Here is an 18,142-nt window from a genome sequence, read left to right on the forward strand (position 1 = left end):
TACGACATGATAGCAACCGGGGGTTAAGAGAGCTTTAGGAGGAGGTTAAATTGCCTTTAAGCTGGCGCTTGAGCACCACAATAGGGGTCTGTTCATCTTCGTTGCCGAAGGGGTTGTCCCGAAGAGCTTCTTCTATCTCCTTGGCGAGCTCCGGACAGGTTATGCCCAAGATATCCACGCAGCCGAGATCGTTAACGTCGGCGATGACCGCCTCCGCACCGGTGCTCTCTTTAACGGCTTCTACCACCTTCTGCGGCTCCTTCGGCCCCAGAATTATATGGCGCTCGTAGGGATACATGGTGCCGGCTATATCGTCGATCAAAGCCAGCTCCCGCCCGGCCACCAGGTAAAACCACCCTTTGCGCCGCAGGAGTTTACCTGCTGCAGCGGCGGCGCAACCGGCCAGCACCCGCAAAGGCCCTACCTCTTCTAAAGCAAGCTGCATGGCAGCGGGAGTGGCCAAGCTACCAGACTTGTTGGGGAAGCGGCAGAGAAAGCGGGCCAACCAGCCCGGCTTTACGGTCTCCGGCAGTATAGCCCGGCCTTGCGATATGGCCACCACGCTTTCGGCCAGGGCAATGACATCCCCCGGCTCAGCTATGCCCTCGGTGTACCTGCGGGCCACTTCCACGATGTTGTCCCGGTCGGTGATGATATGGGTCCTGATGGGTATTTTAGCCACAAACATGGTTGGCTACCTCACTCACTTCCCGACCGAAGCGAAAGAAACTAGAAAGGGTGGCTAGCACTAACTTGCGGTGGAAATAAGGATTGCGCAACAAGCCTTCATCCACCCAATTAGTGATGGTTACCATTTCTATGGTAAAAGCCGGACGCCTGTCGAGCAGGGTGAGCTCCGAGGAAGGGAAAACCCCCCTGCCCGGTACCTTGGTCTTGGCTGTTATCTCTTCCAGCATGGTCTGGGCCAAGCGTTCCCCCTGGGGAAAGGTGGGGTTATAAAGCACGGCCGCTCCGCGCACCCGGCGATCGGCCTCACCGTGGGTGTGCAGGCTCAAGAAAAGATCGGCTTTCTCGCCCAGCCTTACCCGCTCCACCCAAGAAGGGTTTTCCTCTCGCGATCTGGTGAGGCTAACCCTCGCTCCCAGCCTCTCTAGCTGGCGCTTGAACTCTTGGGCTGTGACCCAAACCACATCCTTTTCCCACAGGTCCACCGGACCGCGGTGCCCGCCGTCCGTTCCCCCATGTCCCGGATCGATCACTATGTGCCTGTCCCGGAAAAAGTCGCGCCAGCAGGAGCGGTTGAGGCGTAAAATGAGGCGCACGGGAAGCTTCCCCGTCTGGAGCTCCACCTTGGCCTCCGCCGGCGCCTCCAGACGGACAAAAAAGCTTAGACCTTCTCTCTCTGTGTTTATGCTCACTTCCCGCACTACCCCATCCCGTACCGCCAGAGGCCCGGTGTACATATTGGCTCGTCCTTTAACTTTCAGACAGTAAACCAAGGGCTCGGGGCGAAGGAGCTCCCAGACCAATGGCGCTGTAGCTTCTATTATTACCCAACTTTCGTCCTCGGTCCCTTCCTGTATTTTACTATAAATGTTAGTTATCCTAGATATTTCTTCCAAAGTACGGCCCTCCAACTTTTCTAGCCTCGAAACTTCAGTTTTCCGCCCTCTCATTACCTTCCTGCCGGTTACACTTTTTTTACAAGAAGCTCCTAAACCCCCACAGCGTGAAAGCCGCAATCGACAAAGATTACCTCTCCAGTTACGGCGCTGGCCAGGTCGGAAGCTAGGAAGAGCGCTACCTTACCTACCTCCTCCTGGGTTACATTGCGCCGCAGGGGAGCTTTTTCTTCCACCACCTTCAGAATGGAGGAGAAACCGGACACCCCCCGGGCAGCTACGGTCTTGATAGGGCCGGCGGAAATGGCGTTAACCCTTATATTGAAGGGGCCGAGGTCGGCAGCCAGGTAACGCACTGCCGCCTCTAACGCTGCTTTGGCCACGCCCATGACGTTATAGTTTTTCACCGCCCGCTGCGAACCAAGGTAAGTTAAGGTGATAATACTGCCTCCCTCCTTTTCTAGCAGAGGCTTGGCATGTCGGGCGCACAATACCAAGGAGTAAGCGCTCACCTCTAAGGCTATGTTCCACTGCTCCAAGGTGGTTTTGTAAAACTCTCCTTCTAGGGCCTCTTTGGGGGCAAAGGCTAAAGAATGCACCAATATGTCAAGCTTCCCCCAGCGCCTCTCGATTTCAGCGAACAGGTTGCCTACCTGCTCCGGCTTGGTAACGTCGCACTCCGAGAGAGGAATATGGGGATCGAGTTCTGCCGCCAGTTCGGCCACGTTTTTGTAGAAACGCTCGTTCTGGTAGTTAAGCCAGAGCGAGGCCCCCTCCCGGTGAAGCACCTGGGCTATTCCCCAGGCGATGGAGTGCTTGTTGGCCACCCCTAAGACCAGTGCCTTCTTACCCGTCACCAATCCCAAGATCTTTCCCTCCCCATTCGCGTCTTTATTCTGGAAAAGGAAGCCCAAAGGTGGCTTCGTAGCGGTTCTTAGCCTCCTCCAGCGAAGGCATACCCGCTCGTGCTCCCCAGTTCTCCACTACAAAAGCCGCTACTACGCTGGCCAACCGGTGAGCCAGTTCCAGCGGCCAGCCCCTAAGGTAGCCGTAAAGCATACCGGCCGCAAAACCGTCGCCCGCACCAGTAGTGTCCACCACCCTCTGGGCCAGGGCCGTCTGGTAGTCACAGCCTCCGGGAGTCACCACCACACTCCCCTCCCCACCCAACGTTACCACCACCACGCGCACTCCTAGATTGAGCAAGAGGCGGGCACCGTTTAAGAGTACCCCTTCCCCCGTCAAGGTCTCCAGCTCCGCCTGGGTGAGGAAAAGAAGGGTACAGCGGCAAAGCATAGGCTCAAGCTCTTTTAAGCCTCGGCGGGCATAAAGCGCCCCTGGAGCGAAGCTAAAACCGATGTCTTCGGGCAGGCGACTTACGAACTCACGCTGGGCTTGAAAGGGAGAGTCACCGGCGAAGGAGGAGCAATGCACCCAACGCACTTCCGGCGTTAAAGCCTCTAACATGTCGTCCAGGGTCAGGGTGAGGTTGGCGTCGGGAGAGACGTAAAGAGCTCTCTTCCCTTTAGGATCGACGAAGGCAAAAACCTTGCCCGTTCCCCTCCCTTCCCGCACCTTCACAGCTTGCGTGTTTACCCCGACTTCCGCCAAGGCCTCCAGAGCTAGGCGCCCATCGGGATCGTTCCCCACCGCCCCTACAAAGGCGCAGGGAAAAGAGAGTTTGCTCAGGCCGTAGACGGTATTGGCGGCCGAACCGCCTGGCTGACGGGTTACAGGATGGCAGAAGGTCTCCCCGTCGGTTACTAGAAGCTCGGCAGCGAAGAGATAATCCACATTAAGCGCGCCGCACCCTAAAACCATGCTCCTTTCATCCTTTCAACCGAGTTGCGCCGCCCGCCCCCGCAGGCGCGCCCGGAAACGAGCATGCAAAGAAATGATTTCCTCCCCGGGAGACCGGTCGAGTAGCCAGTGGTAGAAAGGACCTTCCTCTCCGGAGCTCCGCGAAAGCTCCCCTATCTTTCGCTCTACTGCCGTAAGCCCCCCTTGGACAAAGGCCTTTATCAGCGGGAGGATGGCCGTAAGATTCGAAGAAGCCACAGCGCAAGTGCCGTAGGGGAGAGAGTAGGCGTTGCCATTAAAGACTAGGCTCAAACCTCCCGCTTCCCGCACTGTTCGCAACATATGAAAGTCGGTGATACTGTCCCCCACCGCTACCACTCGATCGAGCGACGCCCCGGCCCGGCGGGCAAAGTCGGTCAAAGCTTCAGTCTTACGCGTTCCTCCCACCACCCGCACCAAACCAAAAAGCTTCCCCAGCTTGGCACGCCGCGGCATCTCCTCCCAGAAAAAGTTATCACCCAGCCGCTTCAAGGCCTCGTCGTCTTCCAGCGGTACCCCTAAAAAGGACCGAGCCACCTCCAGAATCCACTCCCTGTCCTCGGGGGGAAGCTCATCCTGCCAGGTGTCCAGAGGAAGATGGGTACAGGCCACCCGGTCTTCCGGCAAGCCGAGCTCCCGAGCCACACGACAAGCATGCTGACAGTAACTGGTGGAGATTATGCAGGAAGGTAAACCCAGGGCGGCAAGCTCCGCCACGGTCTCCTTAGCTCCGGGGGTAAGAAAAGCGGTGCGAGATACAGCCCATATATCCTCCTCCTTCACTCCGTAGGCCAGGAGAAAAGGGACGATAAGGGCTAGGGTATCTCCCGGCTCGTAATCCGGACGCCCTTCCAGGGTCAGGAGGTCATCGTAGCGGCTTAATCGCTCGAACAACTCATAACCTTGGGGCAATCTCCCCATGATTTCGTAAGCGTTGTCCTGGGGGGAGAGGGGTCCCTCCAAGTCAAAGGCGACGAGGAAGCTCAACTTTCTTTCACCTGCCCCAAACGAGGTAGTAAAGCTTCGACCTCAGCGGAAAGATCTATGCCGGGGAAGGGTTTGCCCTGATAGATCACCCCTCGGTCGGTAAGTACGATCTCCCGCAAAGCCAGCTTACGCAGGGTAAGCCAAATGAGGGGAAGCTCCCGTATAAATTCCTGCCTCCTTATCTCGCGAAAGAGAGGCTCCTTTTCCCCTTCTTCCCGCCGTATCTCCTCCAGAGTGCGGGTTTTTAACTTCTTCTCAAACTCTTCCCACAGGGGTTTTAAAGCAGGCGTGTCCAAGGGGAAGCGGCAGTAGGTGACCGGGGGCCCGGCGTCAAGCTCCGGGGTCACCAAGTGGATCATCGCCCCCGCTTCCCGTGCTCTGGTGGCCAATAGGGCCCAGATTACCTCCTGCCAGGTTCCTTTAGGTCCTCCGGGGAGGGCCGGATGCAGGTTTAGCATGCGGTGCCGCCGGCACATACCCTCCCCTACGATGAGCATGTAGCCCGCCAGGAAGGAGAAGTCCACTTCAAACTCCTTTATCTTCTCCCACACGGCCTCGTGGTAGGCCTCACGCCAGGAAGCGCGGTCTGCCTGCCATTTCTCCGGAGCAAACTTGCGCGAAGAGAGGGTTATGAGTTTGAGACCAGCCGAGCGCACTAGGTCAAGAAAGGCATCCGTCTCAGGAGATTCCCCCTCCTCCCGGTTGCAAAAGACAAAGGCGATCTCCAGATTGAGTTCTTTGTCCTCGATTCCCCGTAAGATAAGCTTCAAAAGCTCGCGAGCCGCCTGATCCCGACCGGTCGAAAACCAGCCGATGCGCAAGGGTTGCTGCAACTTCCTTTCCTCCGGCTACTTTTTCCTAAACTCATCTTCCTATCAGGAGCCCCATTTGTCAAGCTTTCTTACTCTTTGCTACAATGAGCTCTGGGTAGCACTCATTTAGAAGGTGGGATGATGAAACCGGGGATTCTGGCCCTCATCCTAGCCGAGAGACTCAGCTTGATAGCCACGGCGGCTTTCCTCCTTTCCCGCATGCCCGCCCTGGGCCGCATCCTTTCCCGCCAGCCTTCTCCCCGGGACAAGCTGCTGCTCACCCTGGTGATGGGTGGCCTGGGCATACTCGGGACTTACGCTGCCGTTCCTATTCACGGGGCCCTGGCCAACTCGCGGGTGGTAGGCGTCATGGTAGCCGGACTCTTGGGCGGACCGCTGGTCGGAGCAGGAGCTGGACTCATAGCCGGCGTACACCGTTACTTTTTAGGAGGATTTACCGCCTTCGCTTGCGGCCTGGCCGCTGTAGTGGAAGGAACGCTGGGAGGATTGGTACGGCATTACTACCGCCGGAATCTCGTTCCCTGGCACATAGCCTGGCTTACCGGCTTGGCGGGCGAGATGCTGCAGATGGGTATCATCCTGCTGACGGCCCGCCCTTTTCCTGAAGCCCTGGCTCTGGTAAAGATCATCGGCCTTCCCATGATAACGGTTAATTCCATCGGCGTGGCCATCTTCATGCTCATCGTGAAGGCGGCGGTGGAGCAGGAGGAAAGGGTGGCCGCCCTGCAGGCCCAGCAGGCTCTCAAGATAGCCAATCAGACCCTTCCCTACTTGCGCCAGGGATTAAGTGAGCACTCGGCCCAACAGGTGGCCTCCATCATCTACCACTCCTTGAAGGTGGCTGCAGTGGCCATCACCGACCGGGAGAAAATCCTGGCCCACGTAGGCACCGGCAGCGACCACCATCACTCAGGACATCCCATACTCACCAGCGCTACTCTAAAGGCTTTGGCGACAGGAGAGATCCAGGTAGCTCAGACCAGGGAAGAGATCGGCTGCTGCCACCCCAACTGCCGCCTAGGATCGGCCGTCGTGGTACCGCTCAAGTTGCGCGAAAACACCATAGGGACATTAAAACTTTACCACACCCAGGAAAACAGCGTCACGCCGGTGAACCTGGAGCTGGCACGAGGCCTGGCCCGCCTCTTCTCTACTCAACTGGAAATAGCCGAACTGGAGTACCAAGCGAGGCTTAAGACCCAGGCCGAGCTCAAGGCCCTGCAGGCCCAGGTGCATCCCCACTTCCTTTTCAACGCGCTCAACACCATAACCTCCCTCATACGCACCCGGCCCGGGGAGGCTCGTGAGCTACTGATAAAACTAGCCAAGTTCCTGCGTCACAGCTTGCGGGACGAAAACACCGTCATACCCCTGGCCGAAGAGCTCTCTTGCGTAGAGGCTTACTTGGCCATCGAGAAGGCCCGGCAGGGGGAGAAACTTCAGGTTTCTTACCGGGTGGATTCCTCGGCCCTGGGCTGTCCGGTTCTGCCCCTCATTCTGCAGCCCCTGGTAGAGAATGCTGTAAAGCACGGCCTCTATCCCAAAGCCGAGGGAGGTAAAGTGGAGATAATCGTGGAAGATTTGCCGGGAGAGGTAATGATTACGGTCAAGGATAACGGCGTAGGGATAGCCCCTGCCGAACTTGCCAAAATCCCCTTAGCCGGTTATGGCCGGGGAAGGGGCTTGGGACTTTTCTTAGTCAACGAGCGATTAAAGAAGTTTTACGGTCCGGAGTACGGGTTGAAGATAAGGAGCACTCCCGGCCAGGGGACGGAGGTGTCTTTAAGCTTCCCCAAGCGAGAGGTGGAAGGAAATGCCCTTTACGGCTATTGTGGTTGATGACGAGCCCTTGGCTCGCGACGAACTTAAGTACCTACTTTCCTTTTACCCCGAGTGTCAGATCGTAGGAGAAGCCGATAATGCCGAAGATGCTTTGAAATTGGTAACCAAGCTCCGGCCGGACGTAGTTTTTCTTGACATCCGTATGCGGGGGACTTCAGGCTTTGAGGCAGCCAAGCGGATGCTTTCCCTCGCTTACCCTCCCCTCGTGGTTTTCGCCACCGCCTACGATGACTACGCGGTGGGTGCTTTTGAGTTGGGAGCGGTGGATTATATCCTGAAACCCTTCGAGCCAGAAAGACTGGCGCAGACGATAAGGCGCTTAAGTTCCTTCAAAAGCCAACCCGCCCGCTGGGAGGAAGTCCTTAAACGCCTGTCGCATTTGCTGGAGGAGGGTACGCCAAAACTCAAGAAGCTACCGGTAGAAAAAGAAGGAGAGATACGCCTCATTCCTTACCAGGACATCATTTTCGCCCAGGCCCATGAGGGAGAAGTCTTGGTCCACACCGCTAAAGAGTACTTCCTCTACCGGGGTCGGCTCGCCGAACTGGAGGGGCGCCTGAAGAACTACGGATTTTTACGGGTGCATAAGAGCTTCCTGGTAAACCTTGCCCGCATAGGGGGGCTTGTCCCCTGGTTTAAAGGCACCTACTGGGTAATAATGGAAGACGATAAGCGCACCCACATTCCGGTGAGCAAAGCTCAGGTGAAGCAGCTGAAAGCGTTGCTAGGTCTCCCCTACTCCTCCGAATGCTGCCTGGCCAAAGAGTAAACCAGTTCTTTTCGTCCCCGGTTCTTTTCCGCTGGTTTATTTTTTTCTTCTGGTCATCTCGATAAAGTTCGGTTTTTCTTTCAGGTCTCCCTAGAATAGCGAGAGGAGAAGACCCAGGCTCGCTTGGAGGGGAGGTCTGAAGACTTTATGCATGCTCTGGTACTCATAATTGTGGCTTTACTGGTTTTCGTTCTCGCCTACCGCTTCTACGGCGCTTTTATCGCGGCCAAGGTTCTAGCCCTCGACCCCAACCGCCCCGTGCCTTCGGAGCAGCATTACGACGGACGGGACTACGTACCCACTAACCGCTGGATCCTTTTCGGTCACCACTTCGCTGCCATCGCCGGCGCTGGTCCCCTGATCGGACCCGTGTTAGCCGCCCAGTTCGGTTACCTTCCCGGTTTCCTCTGGATTCTTATAGGGGCCGTAGTGGCTGGTGCCGTCCACGACATGGTGGTGCTCTTCGCCTCGGTGCGCCACGGAGGGCAATCGTTAGCCGAAATAGCCCGCAAGCAAGTAAGCCCCGTGTCCTACTGGCTTGTCCTGCTGGCCGTTCTCTTCCTCATCCTCATCGTACTGGCCGGGGCCAGTATCTCGGTGGTCAACGCCCTTTACCAGAGCCCCTGGGGAACCTTTACAGTGGCTATGACTATCCCCATAGCCCTCTTCATCGGTGTCTACCTCCGGTGGCTGCGCCCCGGAAAGGTGGCTGAAGCCACTGTGCTGGGCGTTCTTATGATCATCTTGGCGGTAATCCTAGGTCCGGTAATCCAGCACTCATCGCTGGCCCCCTACTTTACCTTAGACAAGCAAACCCTTTCCCTGCTCATACCAGCTTACGGCTTCCTGGCCGCCACCCTGCCAGTCTGGCTGCTCTTGGTGCCCCGCGACTACCTTAGCACCTACATGAAGATCGGCGTGATGGTCCTGCTGGCAGCGGGGGTCATCCTGGTAAACCCGGTCTTGAAGATGCCGGCCGTGACCCAGTTTGTGGCCGGAGGAGGTCCGGTGATACCTGGTAAAGTATGGCCCTTCATGTTCATCACCATTGCCTGCGGCGCCCTTTCGGGCTTCCACGCCCTGGTCTCCTCGGGTACCACACCTAAGATGCTGAAGAACGAGCGCGACATCCTGCCCATAGGCTACGGTGCTATGCTGGCCGAGGGATTTGTGGCTATAATGGCCTTAATCGCCGCCACCGTCCTTCCCACGGCCGACTACTTCGCCATTAACACCCCACCCCAGATCTTCGCCAAGCTGGGTATGCAGCTTCAAGATCTTCCCTACCTTTCTCAGTTGGTAGGAGAGAACCTCGCCGGCCGCCCGGGTGGAGCAGTTTCGTTGGCGGTAGGCATGGCCGACATCTTCTCCCGCATAGGTGGCTTACGTCACTTGATGAGTTACTGGTACCATTTTGCCATCATGTTCGAAGCCCTTTTCATTCTCACCTTGATCGACGCCGGCACCCGTGTGGGACGCTACCTGGTGCAGGAGCTGGGCGGAGCCATCTATCCGCCACTTAGGAACTACGGCTGGTGGCCGGGAGTCATACTCACCAGCGGCATCTTCACTCTTGCCTGGGGCTATCTCCTTTACACCGGCACCATCTCTACCATCTGGCCCCTCTTCGGCGTCAGCAACCAACTGTTGGGCGGCATGGCCTTGGCCATAGTGACCACCATGCTGCTGAGAAGTGGCAAGGCACGCTACATCTGGGTTACCGTGATCCCCATGGCCTTCCTGCTGGTAACCACCGCGGCGGCTGGGTACCAGAACATAGTCAACAACTATCTTCCCAAGCAAAACTATTTACTGGCCGTCCTTTCGGGAATCATGCTGGTCATGGTGGGCTTAATCGTAATCGACTCGGTGCGCGTCTGGATCAACCTAGCCAGGAGCAGGAAGGAGCAAGCCTAAGGAAATTTCGGGAAATCGGGGGCAGACGAAACTTGCCTGTCCCTGCAAGCCATGATAATATGGAAGCACAATGCGGCTTATCGTTCACATCGACGGAGCAAGCAGGGGAAACCCGGGGCCCTCGGCATGCGCGGTGGTCTTCTTAGACGAGAAGGGAAACTTGCGGGAGATCCACGCCAAGCTCCTAGGAACAGCCACTAATAACGTGGCGGAATGGGAAGCGCTGGCCTGGGCACTGGAACTGGCCCTGACCAGCCACCCCCAGGAAGAGCTGGAACTGGATATACGTTCGGATTCTCTGCTGGTGGTCAGGCAGTTCAACGGTGAATACCGGATCCGGTCGCCTGAGCTTCGTAGCTTAGCCGACAGGGTACAAGCCCTACTCAAAGGTAACCCGCGTGTGTCCCTCAGCCTGCGCCATGTGCCCCGGGAAGAAAACTTCCTGGCCGACAAAGTAGCCAACCAGGCTTTGGAGCTGGGAAGGAGGTGAAGAGGTATGATGTCGCGCCTTCCGCTCGACCTCACGAAGGTGGATCGCGAGGATATCGACAAGCAGATACTGCGGGCGGCCATCATCGCCGAGCTTGACGCCATAAGCTTTTATGAGCAGCTGGCGGCCATGGCCACCGACGAGAATGTGCAGGCGCTTCTTTTGGATGTGGCTCGGGAAGAAAAGACGCACGTGGGAGAATTCCAGGCGCTACTTTTGCGCTTAGATGAAGAACAGGCCGAGGAACTGGAAAACGGCGCTGAGGAAGTAGAAGAGCTCTTAGGCGAGTAAGAGTCTATTTCAAGGAGGTACGCAGCTCAAAATGCGGGAAAAGGTGGAAGCGGCACTAGCTCAGATACGTCCCTACCTGCAGCGGGACGGTGGCGATGTGGAGCTGGTAGCGGTAGAAAACGGGGTGGTAAAGGTACGGCTCAAGGGGGCTTGCGGCGGCTGCCCGATGGCTATGGTGACCCTCAAGCAGGGCATAGAGCGCATTCTCAAAGAAGCCGTACCCGAAGTTAAAGAGGTAGTGGCAGTTTAGAACACCACGATTCTTAAGGTTTTGAAGCTGGAGCCAGCTAAAAGCTTTAGCTGGCTTTTTTGTTGACGCCGGAAAGAGAAAATAAAAAACGGCCTTTAAACGGCCGGCACTTCCGTGCTGTACTAAGCACGCGCCGCGCCGTTTACCTTTCCTTAGCTTTCTTATCCCCATATTTCCTCTTAGCTCGAAAGAAAAGCATCGTTGGCCCCCTTTTGGTCAGGCTCTTCCCCCTGGCTTGCCTGCAACTCCGAGACCCACTTAAGGGCCTGGCGGGCGCATATACCTGCCACTTCAAAGAGCAGCCGCTCGTAACCATCTTCTTCCACAGCCTTTCTTAGGAAACGCAAAGCGTCCTCCTTAACCGCCCGGCGCTCCCCTTCGCTCGAAACAAACTTAGGTTTGATAGCGTCGCGCAGGGCCTGGAAAACGACCGCCCGGGCGATTTCGCGGTAAGCGTCGTAATCGGAGTTGACCACCCAAGCCTTGGCCATATCCCCTTGCACCTCCTTTCTCCTACAGCTTCTAACGAAAAAGCTCCTGTTTGCCCCGCAGGAGCTCCCCGAAAACCGGCTTAAGTATACTTGGAGCTGGTGGCCGGACTCGAACCGGCGACCTGCGCATTACGAGTGCGCTGCTCTGCCTGCTGAGCTACACCAGCCCGAAAGCTCCACACTTTTATGTTAGCCCGAATCTAAAATTTTGTCAAGAAAAAACGATTCCTTTATTCCCATTCTATGGTAGCAGGCGGCTTGGAAGTGATGTCGTAGACTACCCGGTTGACCCCGGGTACCTCCCGGACTATTCGGGAAGCGATTTTCTCTAGCAAGTCGTAGGGTAAGCGTGCCCAGTCGGCCGTCATCCCGTCTTGGCTTTCCACTGCCCGCACGGCCACCGTGTAAGCGTAGGTACGCCTGTCCCCCATAACCCCCACCGTGCGAGTGTCGGTGAGGATAGCGAAATACTGCCAGAGCTTCTTTTCCAGCCCCGCCTTCTTAACTTCCTCGGTAACTATAGCATCGGCCTCGCGCAGCAAAGAAAGTTTCTCGGGCGTGACCGCTCCCAGTATCCGCACCGCCAGCCCGGGACCTGGAAAAGGCTGACGCCAAACGATTTCTTCAGGCAAGCCCAGTTCTTTGCCCAGTTCCCGCACTTCGTCCTTGAAGAGGTAGCGCAAGGGCTCCAGGAGCTCCAGTTCCATCTCTTCTGGAAGCCCTCCTACGTTGTGGTGCGACTTTATGCGGTGACTTAAAGCTGTGCCGCTCTCGATAACATCCGGGTATAGGGTTCCCTGCACCAGGAAGCGCACCTTCCCGAGTTTACGCGCCTCCTCCTCGAAAACCCGGATGAACTCGTGCCCTACCCGACGGCGCTTCTCCTCCGGGTCCACCACGCCTTCTAACTGCGCCAAAAACCGGGCGGAAGCATCCACGTAAACCAGGGGTACGCCCAAAGCTTGCATGGCAGCGCGGACCGACTCCGCCTCCCCTTTGCGCAGGAGGCCATGGTTAACGAAAACGCAAGTGAGTCGGCTCCCTATGGCTCGGTGAACCAGAACTGCGGCCACAGTAGAGTCTACCCCACCGCTCAAAGCCGCGAGGGCCCTCTCCTCTCCCACCCGGCTCCTTATCTCTTCGATTGCACTGGCAATAAAAGAGGACATGGTCCAGCTTCCCCGGCAGTTGCACACCTTGAAAAGGAAGTTGCGGATTATCTGTTTCCCCGCCGCGGTGTGCGCCACTTCCGGGTGGAACTGAACCCCGTAAAGCCGCCGGGCGGGATCCTCCATGGCAGCTACCGACACGTCCTTGGTAGAGGCGGTGACCGTAAAACCCGGCGGGACCTTGGTAACCAGATCGCCGTGGCTCATCCACACCGGCGTGGGGCTGTCTACCCCCTCCCACAGGGGAGAAGGAGAGGACAGATAAAGCTCGGTCCGCCCATACTCCCGGTAGATTCCCGGCTTGACCTCCCCCCCTAGAAGATGGGCCATAAGCTGCATGCCGTAGCATATTCCCAGCACCGGAAGGCCCATCTCGAAAAGCTCTAAGGGAACACGGGGAGCAGACTCCTCGTAAACGCTGGCTGGGCCACCGGAAAGAATTAGCCCCTGCGGCCGGCGTTCCTTGATTTCCTGCAAAGAGGTATGGTAAGGTATGATCTCGCAGTAGACGTGGCACTCGCGCACCCGCCGGGCAATAAGCTGGGTATACTGCCCGCCAAAATCTAAGATCAAGACCAACTCCTGTTGCGGCAACAAAGCTTACCTCCTCGCAAGAACTAGGCTCGGGGCGCCTGGTAAACTTCGCGCTTGAGCACGCAAATGTCGGGCAGGTTGCGGTAGCGCCCGGCGTAATCCAGACCGTATCCCACCACGAACTCGTCCGGGATAGTGAAACCCACGTAATCCACCTGCACCGGCACCTTGCGGCGCTCCGGCTTGTCCAGCAGAACGCAGACCTTAAGTAATTGAGGTTGGCGGGATTTTAGGTGCCCCAGCAAGTAGTTAAGGGTAAGCCCGGTGTCTACGATGTCCTCCACCAACAGTATCCGCTTCCCGGTTATGTCGTAGTCCAAATCCTTGGTTATGCGCACTACGCCAGAAGAAACGCTGGACTTACCGTAACTCGATACGGCCAAGAAATCTATCTCCACCGGGAAAGGAAGCTTGCGTACCAGATCAGCTAGAAAGATGACCGCACCTTTCAGCACCCCTATAACCAAAAGCTCCCCTCCGGCCAATTCGGAAGCGATGGCCCCGGCCAGATCCTCCAGCCGGGCGGCTATCTCCTCCCTGGAGATCAGCACCCTATCTATTTCCTGCCATAAAGAAAGCTTTCCTTTACCCACCTCAGCGGAACCTCCAAGTTCAAGCGGTTTAACTCCCTCAAAGAGCCCTCCGACCAGAGGCGACCCCCCTCAAGGGTCTTGAGCCACTGGCGCGTCAGGAAGAAAACGCTCTCCTCACCGTCGTCCTGAAGTCTACAGGATCCCTGGGGATCCAGGGGGTATTCCAGGGTGAAAAGTATAGTTTTAGAAGTTGAGCCACAGCACAAAACCACTTTGCCCCCGACGGGACTCCGCTTTATGGCCCACTCCACCAGCCCCAGCAGGATCTCCTGCAGAAACCCCGTCGGCACCAGCACTTTCTTAGCCTTGCCCCTGATATAAGCTTCAAACTTCACCCCGCACTGGCTGGCAAGTGGCCGGATCTGCCAGTAACAAGAAGCCACTAATGCCTCAACCGTGGCCTTGGGTGGCAGCTCTTTTTCCGCACCGGTTTTAACCAGGCGGCGCAGGAGCCTGCGTAATTCTAGGCTCCGCTCCCGCAGGCTCAACAGAACCTGTTCTCCTTCGAAGGTTAAATTTTCTTCCAGAAGCGCCGCTTCACTGAGCAAGGCCAATCCGGTGAGGAGGTGGCGTATTTTGCCCTCGACCAGGTGGAAAAGTTCGCTTTTCTCAGTTGTTCCAAAGTTCAGATTTCCATATTTAGTGCTATTTTCCTTAATATACTGCGGCAGTTCGCGCTCGGGAAAAACCATTTCCGCACGGCCTCCGTCGCTCGTCCCCTAAATCGAGCTTTAATCTATCACCCCCCTGGTATCATGTCAACCAGCCTTTTTTGCCGCTTCTTGACAAGAAATGCTATTCCCTGTCCCCCAGATTCTCCAAACCGAAGTGCCGGTGCAGCGCCCTGACCGCCCTAGGCACTTCTTCTTCCTTGATTATACAGGAAACTTTGATTTCGGAGGTGCTTATCATCTCGATGTTAATTCCTTCGCGGCTTAAAGCCTCAAACATAGCCGCGGCAACACCGGGACGGGTTATCATCCCCGCGCCCACAATTGATACTTTCCCCACCCGATCGTCGAAGGTGTAACCTTTGGCTCCTATCTCTTCCTTCACTTTCTCCACCACCTTGAGGGCCTGGGGAAGGTCGTAGCGCGAGACGGTGAAGGAAATGTCGTTCCGGCCGTCGCGTGTCATTCCTTGGATTATCATGTCCACATTTATGTTTTCCGCCGCTAAGGAGGAGAAGAGGCGGTAGGCTATGCCCGGCCGGTCGTAAACGTCGAAGATCCCGATCCTGGCCACATTGAGGTCGTGGGCCACCCCGCTGACTACCCTCTTTTTCTCCATATCGTCCTCCTCCCTGATCACCGTACCTAGATCTTCAGAAAAACTGGAACGCACTCGCAGGGGAACCTGATAGATCTTAGCCAACTCCACCGCTCGGGGGTGTAGAACTACCGCCCCCAAGCAGGCCAGCTCAAGCATTTCGTCGTAAGATATGGCCGGCAGCTTGACCGCTTCCGGAACCAGACGGGGGTCGGCGGTAAAGACCCCTTCCACGTCGGTGTAGATCTCGCACAGGTCTGCCTGCAAGGCTGCGGCCAAAGCTACCGCCGTAGTGTCCGAGCCGCCGCGCCCCAGGGTAGTCACGTCGCCGTTGGGCGCCAGCCCCTGGAAGCCGGCAACCACTGGGATGCGTCCCGCCGCCAGCTCCTTTTTAAGCCGGTGGGTATCCACCGTGCTTATGCTGGCCTTGCCGTAAACGCCGTCGGTGGTTATCCCGGCCTGCGCTCCAGTAAGCGAGATCGCCTCGGCCCCTAGGGCCTGTAGGGCCATGGCCAATAAGGCTATCGATACTTGCTCTCCAGTACTCAAAAGCTGGTCCATTTCCCGCGGGGAGGGGTCGGAAGTTACCTGGCGGGCCAGGTCTATGAGCTCATCGGTGGTGTCTCCCATGGCTGAGACCACCACCACTACCTCGTCGCCTGCCTGCTTTGTGCGCCAGACCCGCTCGGCCACTCGCTTTATCCTCTCCGCGTTGGCTACCGAACTACCCCCGAACTTCTGAACTACCAGCATTTTACCCACCTCGAGCCGTTTCCCCCAGAAATTTTACGATCTCTTTGGTTAGGATGCTACTTCGCACTTAGCCCCTTTGTTGTCCGGGACCAAAACGAGCAAGCGTGCTTCCACCCCCGCCCGCGCAAAGGCCTCCCGCATGGCCTCTCCCACCTCAGAAGCCAAGGCTTCTGGGGTTAAAGCTACCAAAGAGGGGCCAGCCCCGCTTAAAGCTGCTCCCCAAGCCCCCGCCGCCAGCGCCGCCTCAATAACCTTGCCGGCACCGGGAATGAGCTTTTCCCGGTAAGGATAGTAAAGGCGATCCTCCATAGCCCAGCGCAAGAGCTCGTAACGCCGGCAAGCGAACGCGCTGCTCAGCAAAGCAGCGCGCGCTAGGTTAAAGAGGACCTCTTCCCGCCGGTAATGGGAAGGAAGAAGGCGGCGCGAAGCAGCGGTAGGAAGGGGGAAATGCGGGAGGGCTACCACGATCCTAAGCTCCGGATCCACCTCCACTCGGCTTACCACAACTCCCCTCTCTGTTCGGGCTACTGCCACTGCTCCACCCAGCAAGGAAGCGGCCACATTGTCCGGATGTCCCTCCATGTCCGCAGCGAGGTTTAAAACCTCTTCCTTAGTTAAGGCGGAACCGGTAAGCAAGTTGGCAGCTAGACTGCCCGCCACGATCGCCGCTCCGCTCGATCCCAGACCCGCTCCTAGCGGGATTTGGTTGTCCACGGTGATCTTTAAGCCGGAAAAAGTAAAAACCGTCTTCACCTGCTCCCCCACGCGCCTGAAGGCTCCCAGAATAAGACTCCTTTCCCTTTCCTGCCACAGGAGAGAAGCTCCCTCGCCCTTTATCTCCCAGAGTACCCCTTCTTCCCGGCGCGACTCCACCGTCACCCTTAGGTAAAGAGAAAGCGCCAGGGCAAAACAGTCACAACCCGATCCTAGGTTGGCCGTGCTGGCCGGTACAGTCACGCTTATCAGAGTCATTCCTCCAGCACCCGTATGACGTTGGCCACCGCCTCTACGGTGGGGAGCTTCTTTAGTTCTTCTTCGGCGGCGCGCAAGTTGGCTTCCTTCACCCGGTGGGTTACCAACACCAGGTCGGCCACCTCGCCGGTGGTTTTCTGGATCACTGCGGCCAAGCTCACCTCGTGGCGCCCGAAGGCACCGGCTATACCCGCCAGCACCCCGGGGCGGTCGACGGCTTTTATCCGCAGGTAAAAGCAGGATTCCGTCTCTCCCACCGGAACCAGCGGTTTTTGCTCGAAGCAGGTGCACCCCCACATTCCCTTTACCCCGTGTAAAAGCTGCCTGGCCGCCGCCATGATATCGCTCACCACTGCGCTGGCGGTGGGGAGCTCCCCCGCTCCCCGACCGTAAAACATGGCCTCCCCTACGGCGTCCCCCCGGACGAAGACGGCGTTGAAGACGTCGCGCACCGACGCTAGGGGGTGTTTGAGGGAAACGAGGGCGGGGTGAACCCGCACCTCTAGACCCTTTTCTGTTTCTCGGGCCAGGGCCAGAAGCTTTATGGTATAGCCCAGCTCCCGAGCGTACTTTATGTCGGCCGGTTCTATCCGGCTTATCCCCTCGGCGTATACTTCCGGGAAGGTCACCCGGGAGTTGAAGGCGATAGAGGCCAAAATGGCTATTTTGCGGGCTGCGTCTAGCCCTTCAATATCGGCGCGGGGATCGGCTTCGGCGTACCCGTACTTTTGGGCTTCGTTCAGGGCCAAGGCGAAATCCAAACCTTCCTCCGACATCCGGGTCAGAATGTAGTTAGTTGTACCATTGATAATACCGATAATTTCGTGGATGCGGTTGGCAGCCAAAGACTCCTTGAGGATCTTTATGATGGGGATGCCTCCCGCCACGCTGGCCTCAAAAAAGAGGTCGGCCCTGGCGGCTGAAGCCACATCAAAGAGCTCTTTGCCGTGCAGGGCCAGCAGATCTTTGTTGGCCGTGACCACCATCTTCCCCTGCTCCAGGGCTTGGAGCACATACTGTCGCGCTGGCTCTACTCCACCCATGACCTCCACCACAATATCCACCGCCGGGTGGGAAAGCACATCTTGAGGGTTGGTGGTCAAAAGCTCCGGAGGCACGGCAAGCCCCCGGTCCTTTTGAGGATCCCGCACCAGAATCTTTACTACTTCCAGCCGGGCACCAAGGCGGGAGGCGATTATCTCCCCGTTTCCTTGAAGCACCCGGTAAACACCCCGCCCCACTGTTCCCAACCCTAAAAGCCCTACCCCGAAGCTCCGCACTAGGGCTCCTCCCCTCAATTCCTAGAGCCTGTCCACATACAAAAGAATTATATCACTCAAACCTCTTGCCCAGGAAGATACTTTGGCCTTCAAAGATCGTGTCAACCTACTGTAGGAGTCTCGAGCCCCACCATCCCCGGACCAGGACGAACTACCAGAGAAGATCGATGTTCCGGCTCAAAGCTTTGAGGGCTCTGGTTAATGATGTTACCGGACCTCG

19 protein-coding genes and 1 tRNA gene are annotated in these 18,142 nt (G+C 57.2%); 6 read left to right on the top strand and 14 right to left on the bottom strand.

Annotated elements, in window-relative coordinates; translation table 11 throughout:
* Nucleotides 1–34: 34 nt before the first annotated feature.
* The 6 genes from DXX99_RS04950 to purN form a co-directional block, all read right to left on the bottom strand.
* Nucleotides 35–688, bottom strand: coding sequence for a coenzyme F420-0:L-glutamate ligase (locus tag DXX99_RS04950; RefSeq protein WP_115792408.1), 654 nt, complete (start codon nt 686–688; stop codon nt 35–37).
* Nucleotides 675–1,583 (bottom strand): N-acetylmuramoyl-L-alanine amidase family protein, encoded by a 909-nt coding sequence (locus tag DXX99_RS04955; protein ID WP_165847722.1) that lies wholly within the window; start codon nt 1,581–1,583, stop codon nt 675–677. Before DXX99_RS04955 ends, DXX99_RS04950 begins: the two co-directional genes overlap by 14 nt.
* A gap of 92 nt (nt 1,584–1,675) precedes the next feature.
* Nucleotides 1,676–2,440, bottom strand: coding sequence for an SDR family oxidoreductase (locus DXX99_RS04960; RefSeq protein WP_338065869.1), 765 nt, complete (start codon nt 2,438–2,440; stop codon nt 1,676–1,678).
* A 34-nt stretch (nt 2,441–2,474) separates the two neighbouring features.
* Nucleotides 2,475–3,404, bottom strand: coding sequence for a carbohydrate kinase family protein (locus DXX99_RS04965; RefSeq protein WP_115792410.1), 930 nt, complete (start codon nt 3,402–3,404; stop codon nt 2,475–2,477).
* Nucleotides 3,405–3,419: 15 nt separating this feature from the next.
* Nucleotides 3,420–4,409, bottom strand: coding sequence for a hypothetical protein (locus DXX99_RS04970; RefSeq protein WP_115792411.1), 990 nt, complete (start codon nt 4,407–4,409; stop codon nt 3,420–3,422).
* Nucleotides 4,406–5,242, bottom strand: a complete 837-nt coding sequence (gene purN, locus DXX99_RS04975) for a phosphoribosylglycinamide formyltransferase (RefSeq protein WP_205664639.1) — start codon at nt 5,240–5,242, stop codon at nt 4,406–4,408. Before purN ends, DXX99_RS04970 begins: the two co-directional genes overlap by 4 nt.
* A 117-nt stretch (nt 5,243–5,359) precedes the next feature.
* Here purN and DXX99_RS04980 point away from each other — a divergent pair, with 117 nt between their 5' ends.
* From DXX99_RS04980 to DXX99_RS05005, 6 genes are all read left to right on the top strand, one after another.
* The gene (locus DXX99_RS04980) at nt 5,360–7,081 is read left to right on the top strand and encodes a sensor histidine kinase (protein ID WP_240610824.1); all 1,722 of its coding nucleotides are present in this window, start codon (nt 5,360–5,362) and stop codon (nt 7,079–7,081) included.
* On the top strand, nt 7,056–7,853 hold the full coding sequence (locus tag DXX99_RS04985) for a LytR/AlgR family response regulator transcription factor (RefSeq protein WP_115792413.1): 798 nt from the start codon (nt 7,056–7,058) through the stop codon (nt 7,851–7,853). Before DXX99_RS04980 ends, DXX99_RS04985 begins: the two co-directional genes overlap by 26 nt.
* Nucleotides 7,854–8,000: 147 nt before the next feature.
* Nucleotides 8,001–9,770 (top strand): carbon starvation CstA family protein, encoded by a 1,770-nt coding sequence (locus DXX99_RS04990; protein WP_115792414.1) that lies wholly within the window; start codon nt 8,001–8,003, stop codon nt 9,768–9,770.
* 70 nt (nt 9,771–9,840) lie between these two features.
* On the top strand, nt 9,841–10,260 hold the full coding sequence (locus DXX99_RS04995) for a ribonuclease HI family protein (protein ID WP_115792415.1): 420 nt from the start codon (nt 9,841–9,843) through the stop codon (nt 10,258–10,260).
* A gap of 6 nt (nt 10,261–10,266) precedes the next feature.
* The gene (locus DXX99_RS05000) at nt 10,267–10,551 is read left to right on the top strand and encodes a ferritin family protein (protein ID WP_115792416.1); all 285 of its coding nucleotides are present in this window, start codon (nt 10,267–10,269) and stop codon (nt 10,549–10,551) included.
* A gap of 31 nt (nt 10,552–10,582) precedes the next feature.
* Nucleotides 10,583–10,801, top strand: coding sequence for a NifU family protein (locus tag DXX99_RS05005; RefSeq protein ID WP_115792417.1), 219 nt, complete (start codon nt 10,583–10,585; stop codon nt 10,799–10,801).
* A gap of 179 nt (nt 10,802–10,980) precedes the next feature.
* Here the strand turns inward: DXX99_RS05005 and DXX99_RS05010 are convergent, their stop codons facing one another.
* The 8 genes from DXX99_RS05010 to DXX99_RS05045 form a co-directional block, all read right to left on the bottom strand.
* Nucleotides 10,981–11,292, bottom strand: a complete 312-nt coding sequence (locus DXX99_RS05010; RefSeq protein WP_015738903.1) for a hypothetical protein — start codon at nt 11,290–11,292, stop codon at nt 10,981–10,983.
* 91 nt (nt 11,293–11,383) lie between these two features.
* A tRNA-Thr gene (locus tag DXX99_RS05015) sits at nt 11,384–11,459 on the bottom strand.
* 63 nt (nt 11,460–11,522) lie between these two features.
* Entirely contained in the window at nt 11,523–13,055 is a 1,533-nt protein-coding gene (gene guaA, locus DXX99_RS05020; protein WP_115792418.1) for a glutamine-hydrolyzing GMP synthase, read from the bottom strand.
* A 23-nt stretch (nt 13,056–13,078) separates the two neighbouring features.
* The gene (hpt, locus tag DXX99_RS05025; protein WP_115792419.1) at nt 13,079–13,648 is read right to left on the bottom strand and encodes a hypoxanthine phosphoribosyltransferase; all 570 of its coding nucleotides are present in this window, start codon (nt 13,646–13,648) and stop codon (nt 13,079–13,081) included.
* Entirely contained in the window at nt 13,612–14,340 is a 729-nt protein-coding gene (locus DXX99_RS05030; protein WP_115792420.1) for an ATP-binding protein, read from the bottom strand. Before DXX99_RS05030 ends, hpt begins: the two co-directional genes overlap by 37 nt.
* A gap of 103 nt (nt 14,341–14,443) precedes the next feature.
* Entirely contained in the window at nt 14,444–15,670 is a 1,227-nt protein-coding gene (locus DXX99_RS05035) for an aspartate kinase (protein WP_115792421.1), read from the bottom strand.
* A gap of 48 nt (nt 15,671–15,718) precedes the next feature.
* Nucleotides 15,719–16,642, bottom strand: coding sequence for a homoserine kinase (thrB, locus tag DXX99_RS05040; RefSeq protein WP_115792422.1), 924 nt, complete (start codon nt 16,640–16,642; stop codon nt 15,719–15,721).
* Nucleotides 16,639–17,922 carry a homoserine dehydrogenase gene (locus DXX99_RS05045; RefSeq protein ID WP_115792423.1) on the bottom strand — a complete coding sequence of 428 codons (1,284 nt, stop codon included), beginning with the start codon at nt 17,920–17,922 and terminating at the stop codon, nt 16,639–16,641. Before DXX99_RS05045 ends, thrB begins: the two co-directional genes overlap by 4 nt.
* Between the last annotated feature and the right edge of the window lie 220 nt (nt 17,923–18,142).

Source organism: Ammonifex thiophilus (assembly GCF_003368535.1).
GTDB classification, from domain to species: domain Bacteria; phylum Bacillota; class Desulfotomaculia; order Desulfotomaculales; family Ammonificaceae; genus Ammonifex; species Ammonifex thiophilus.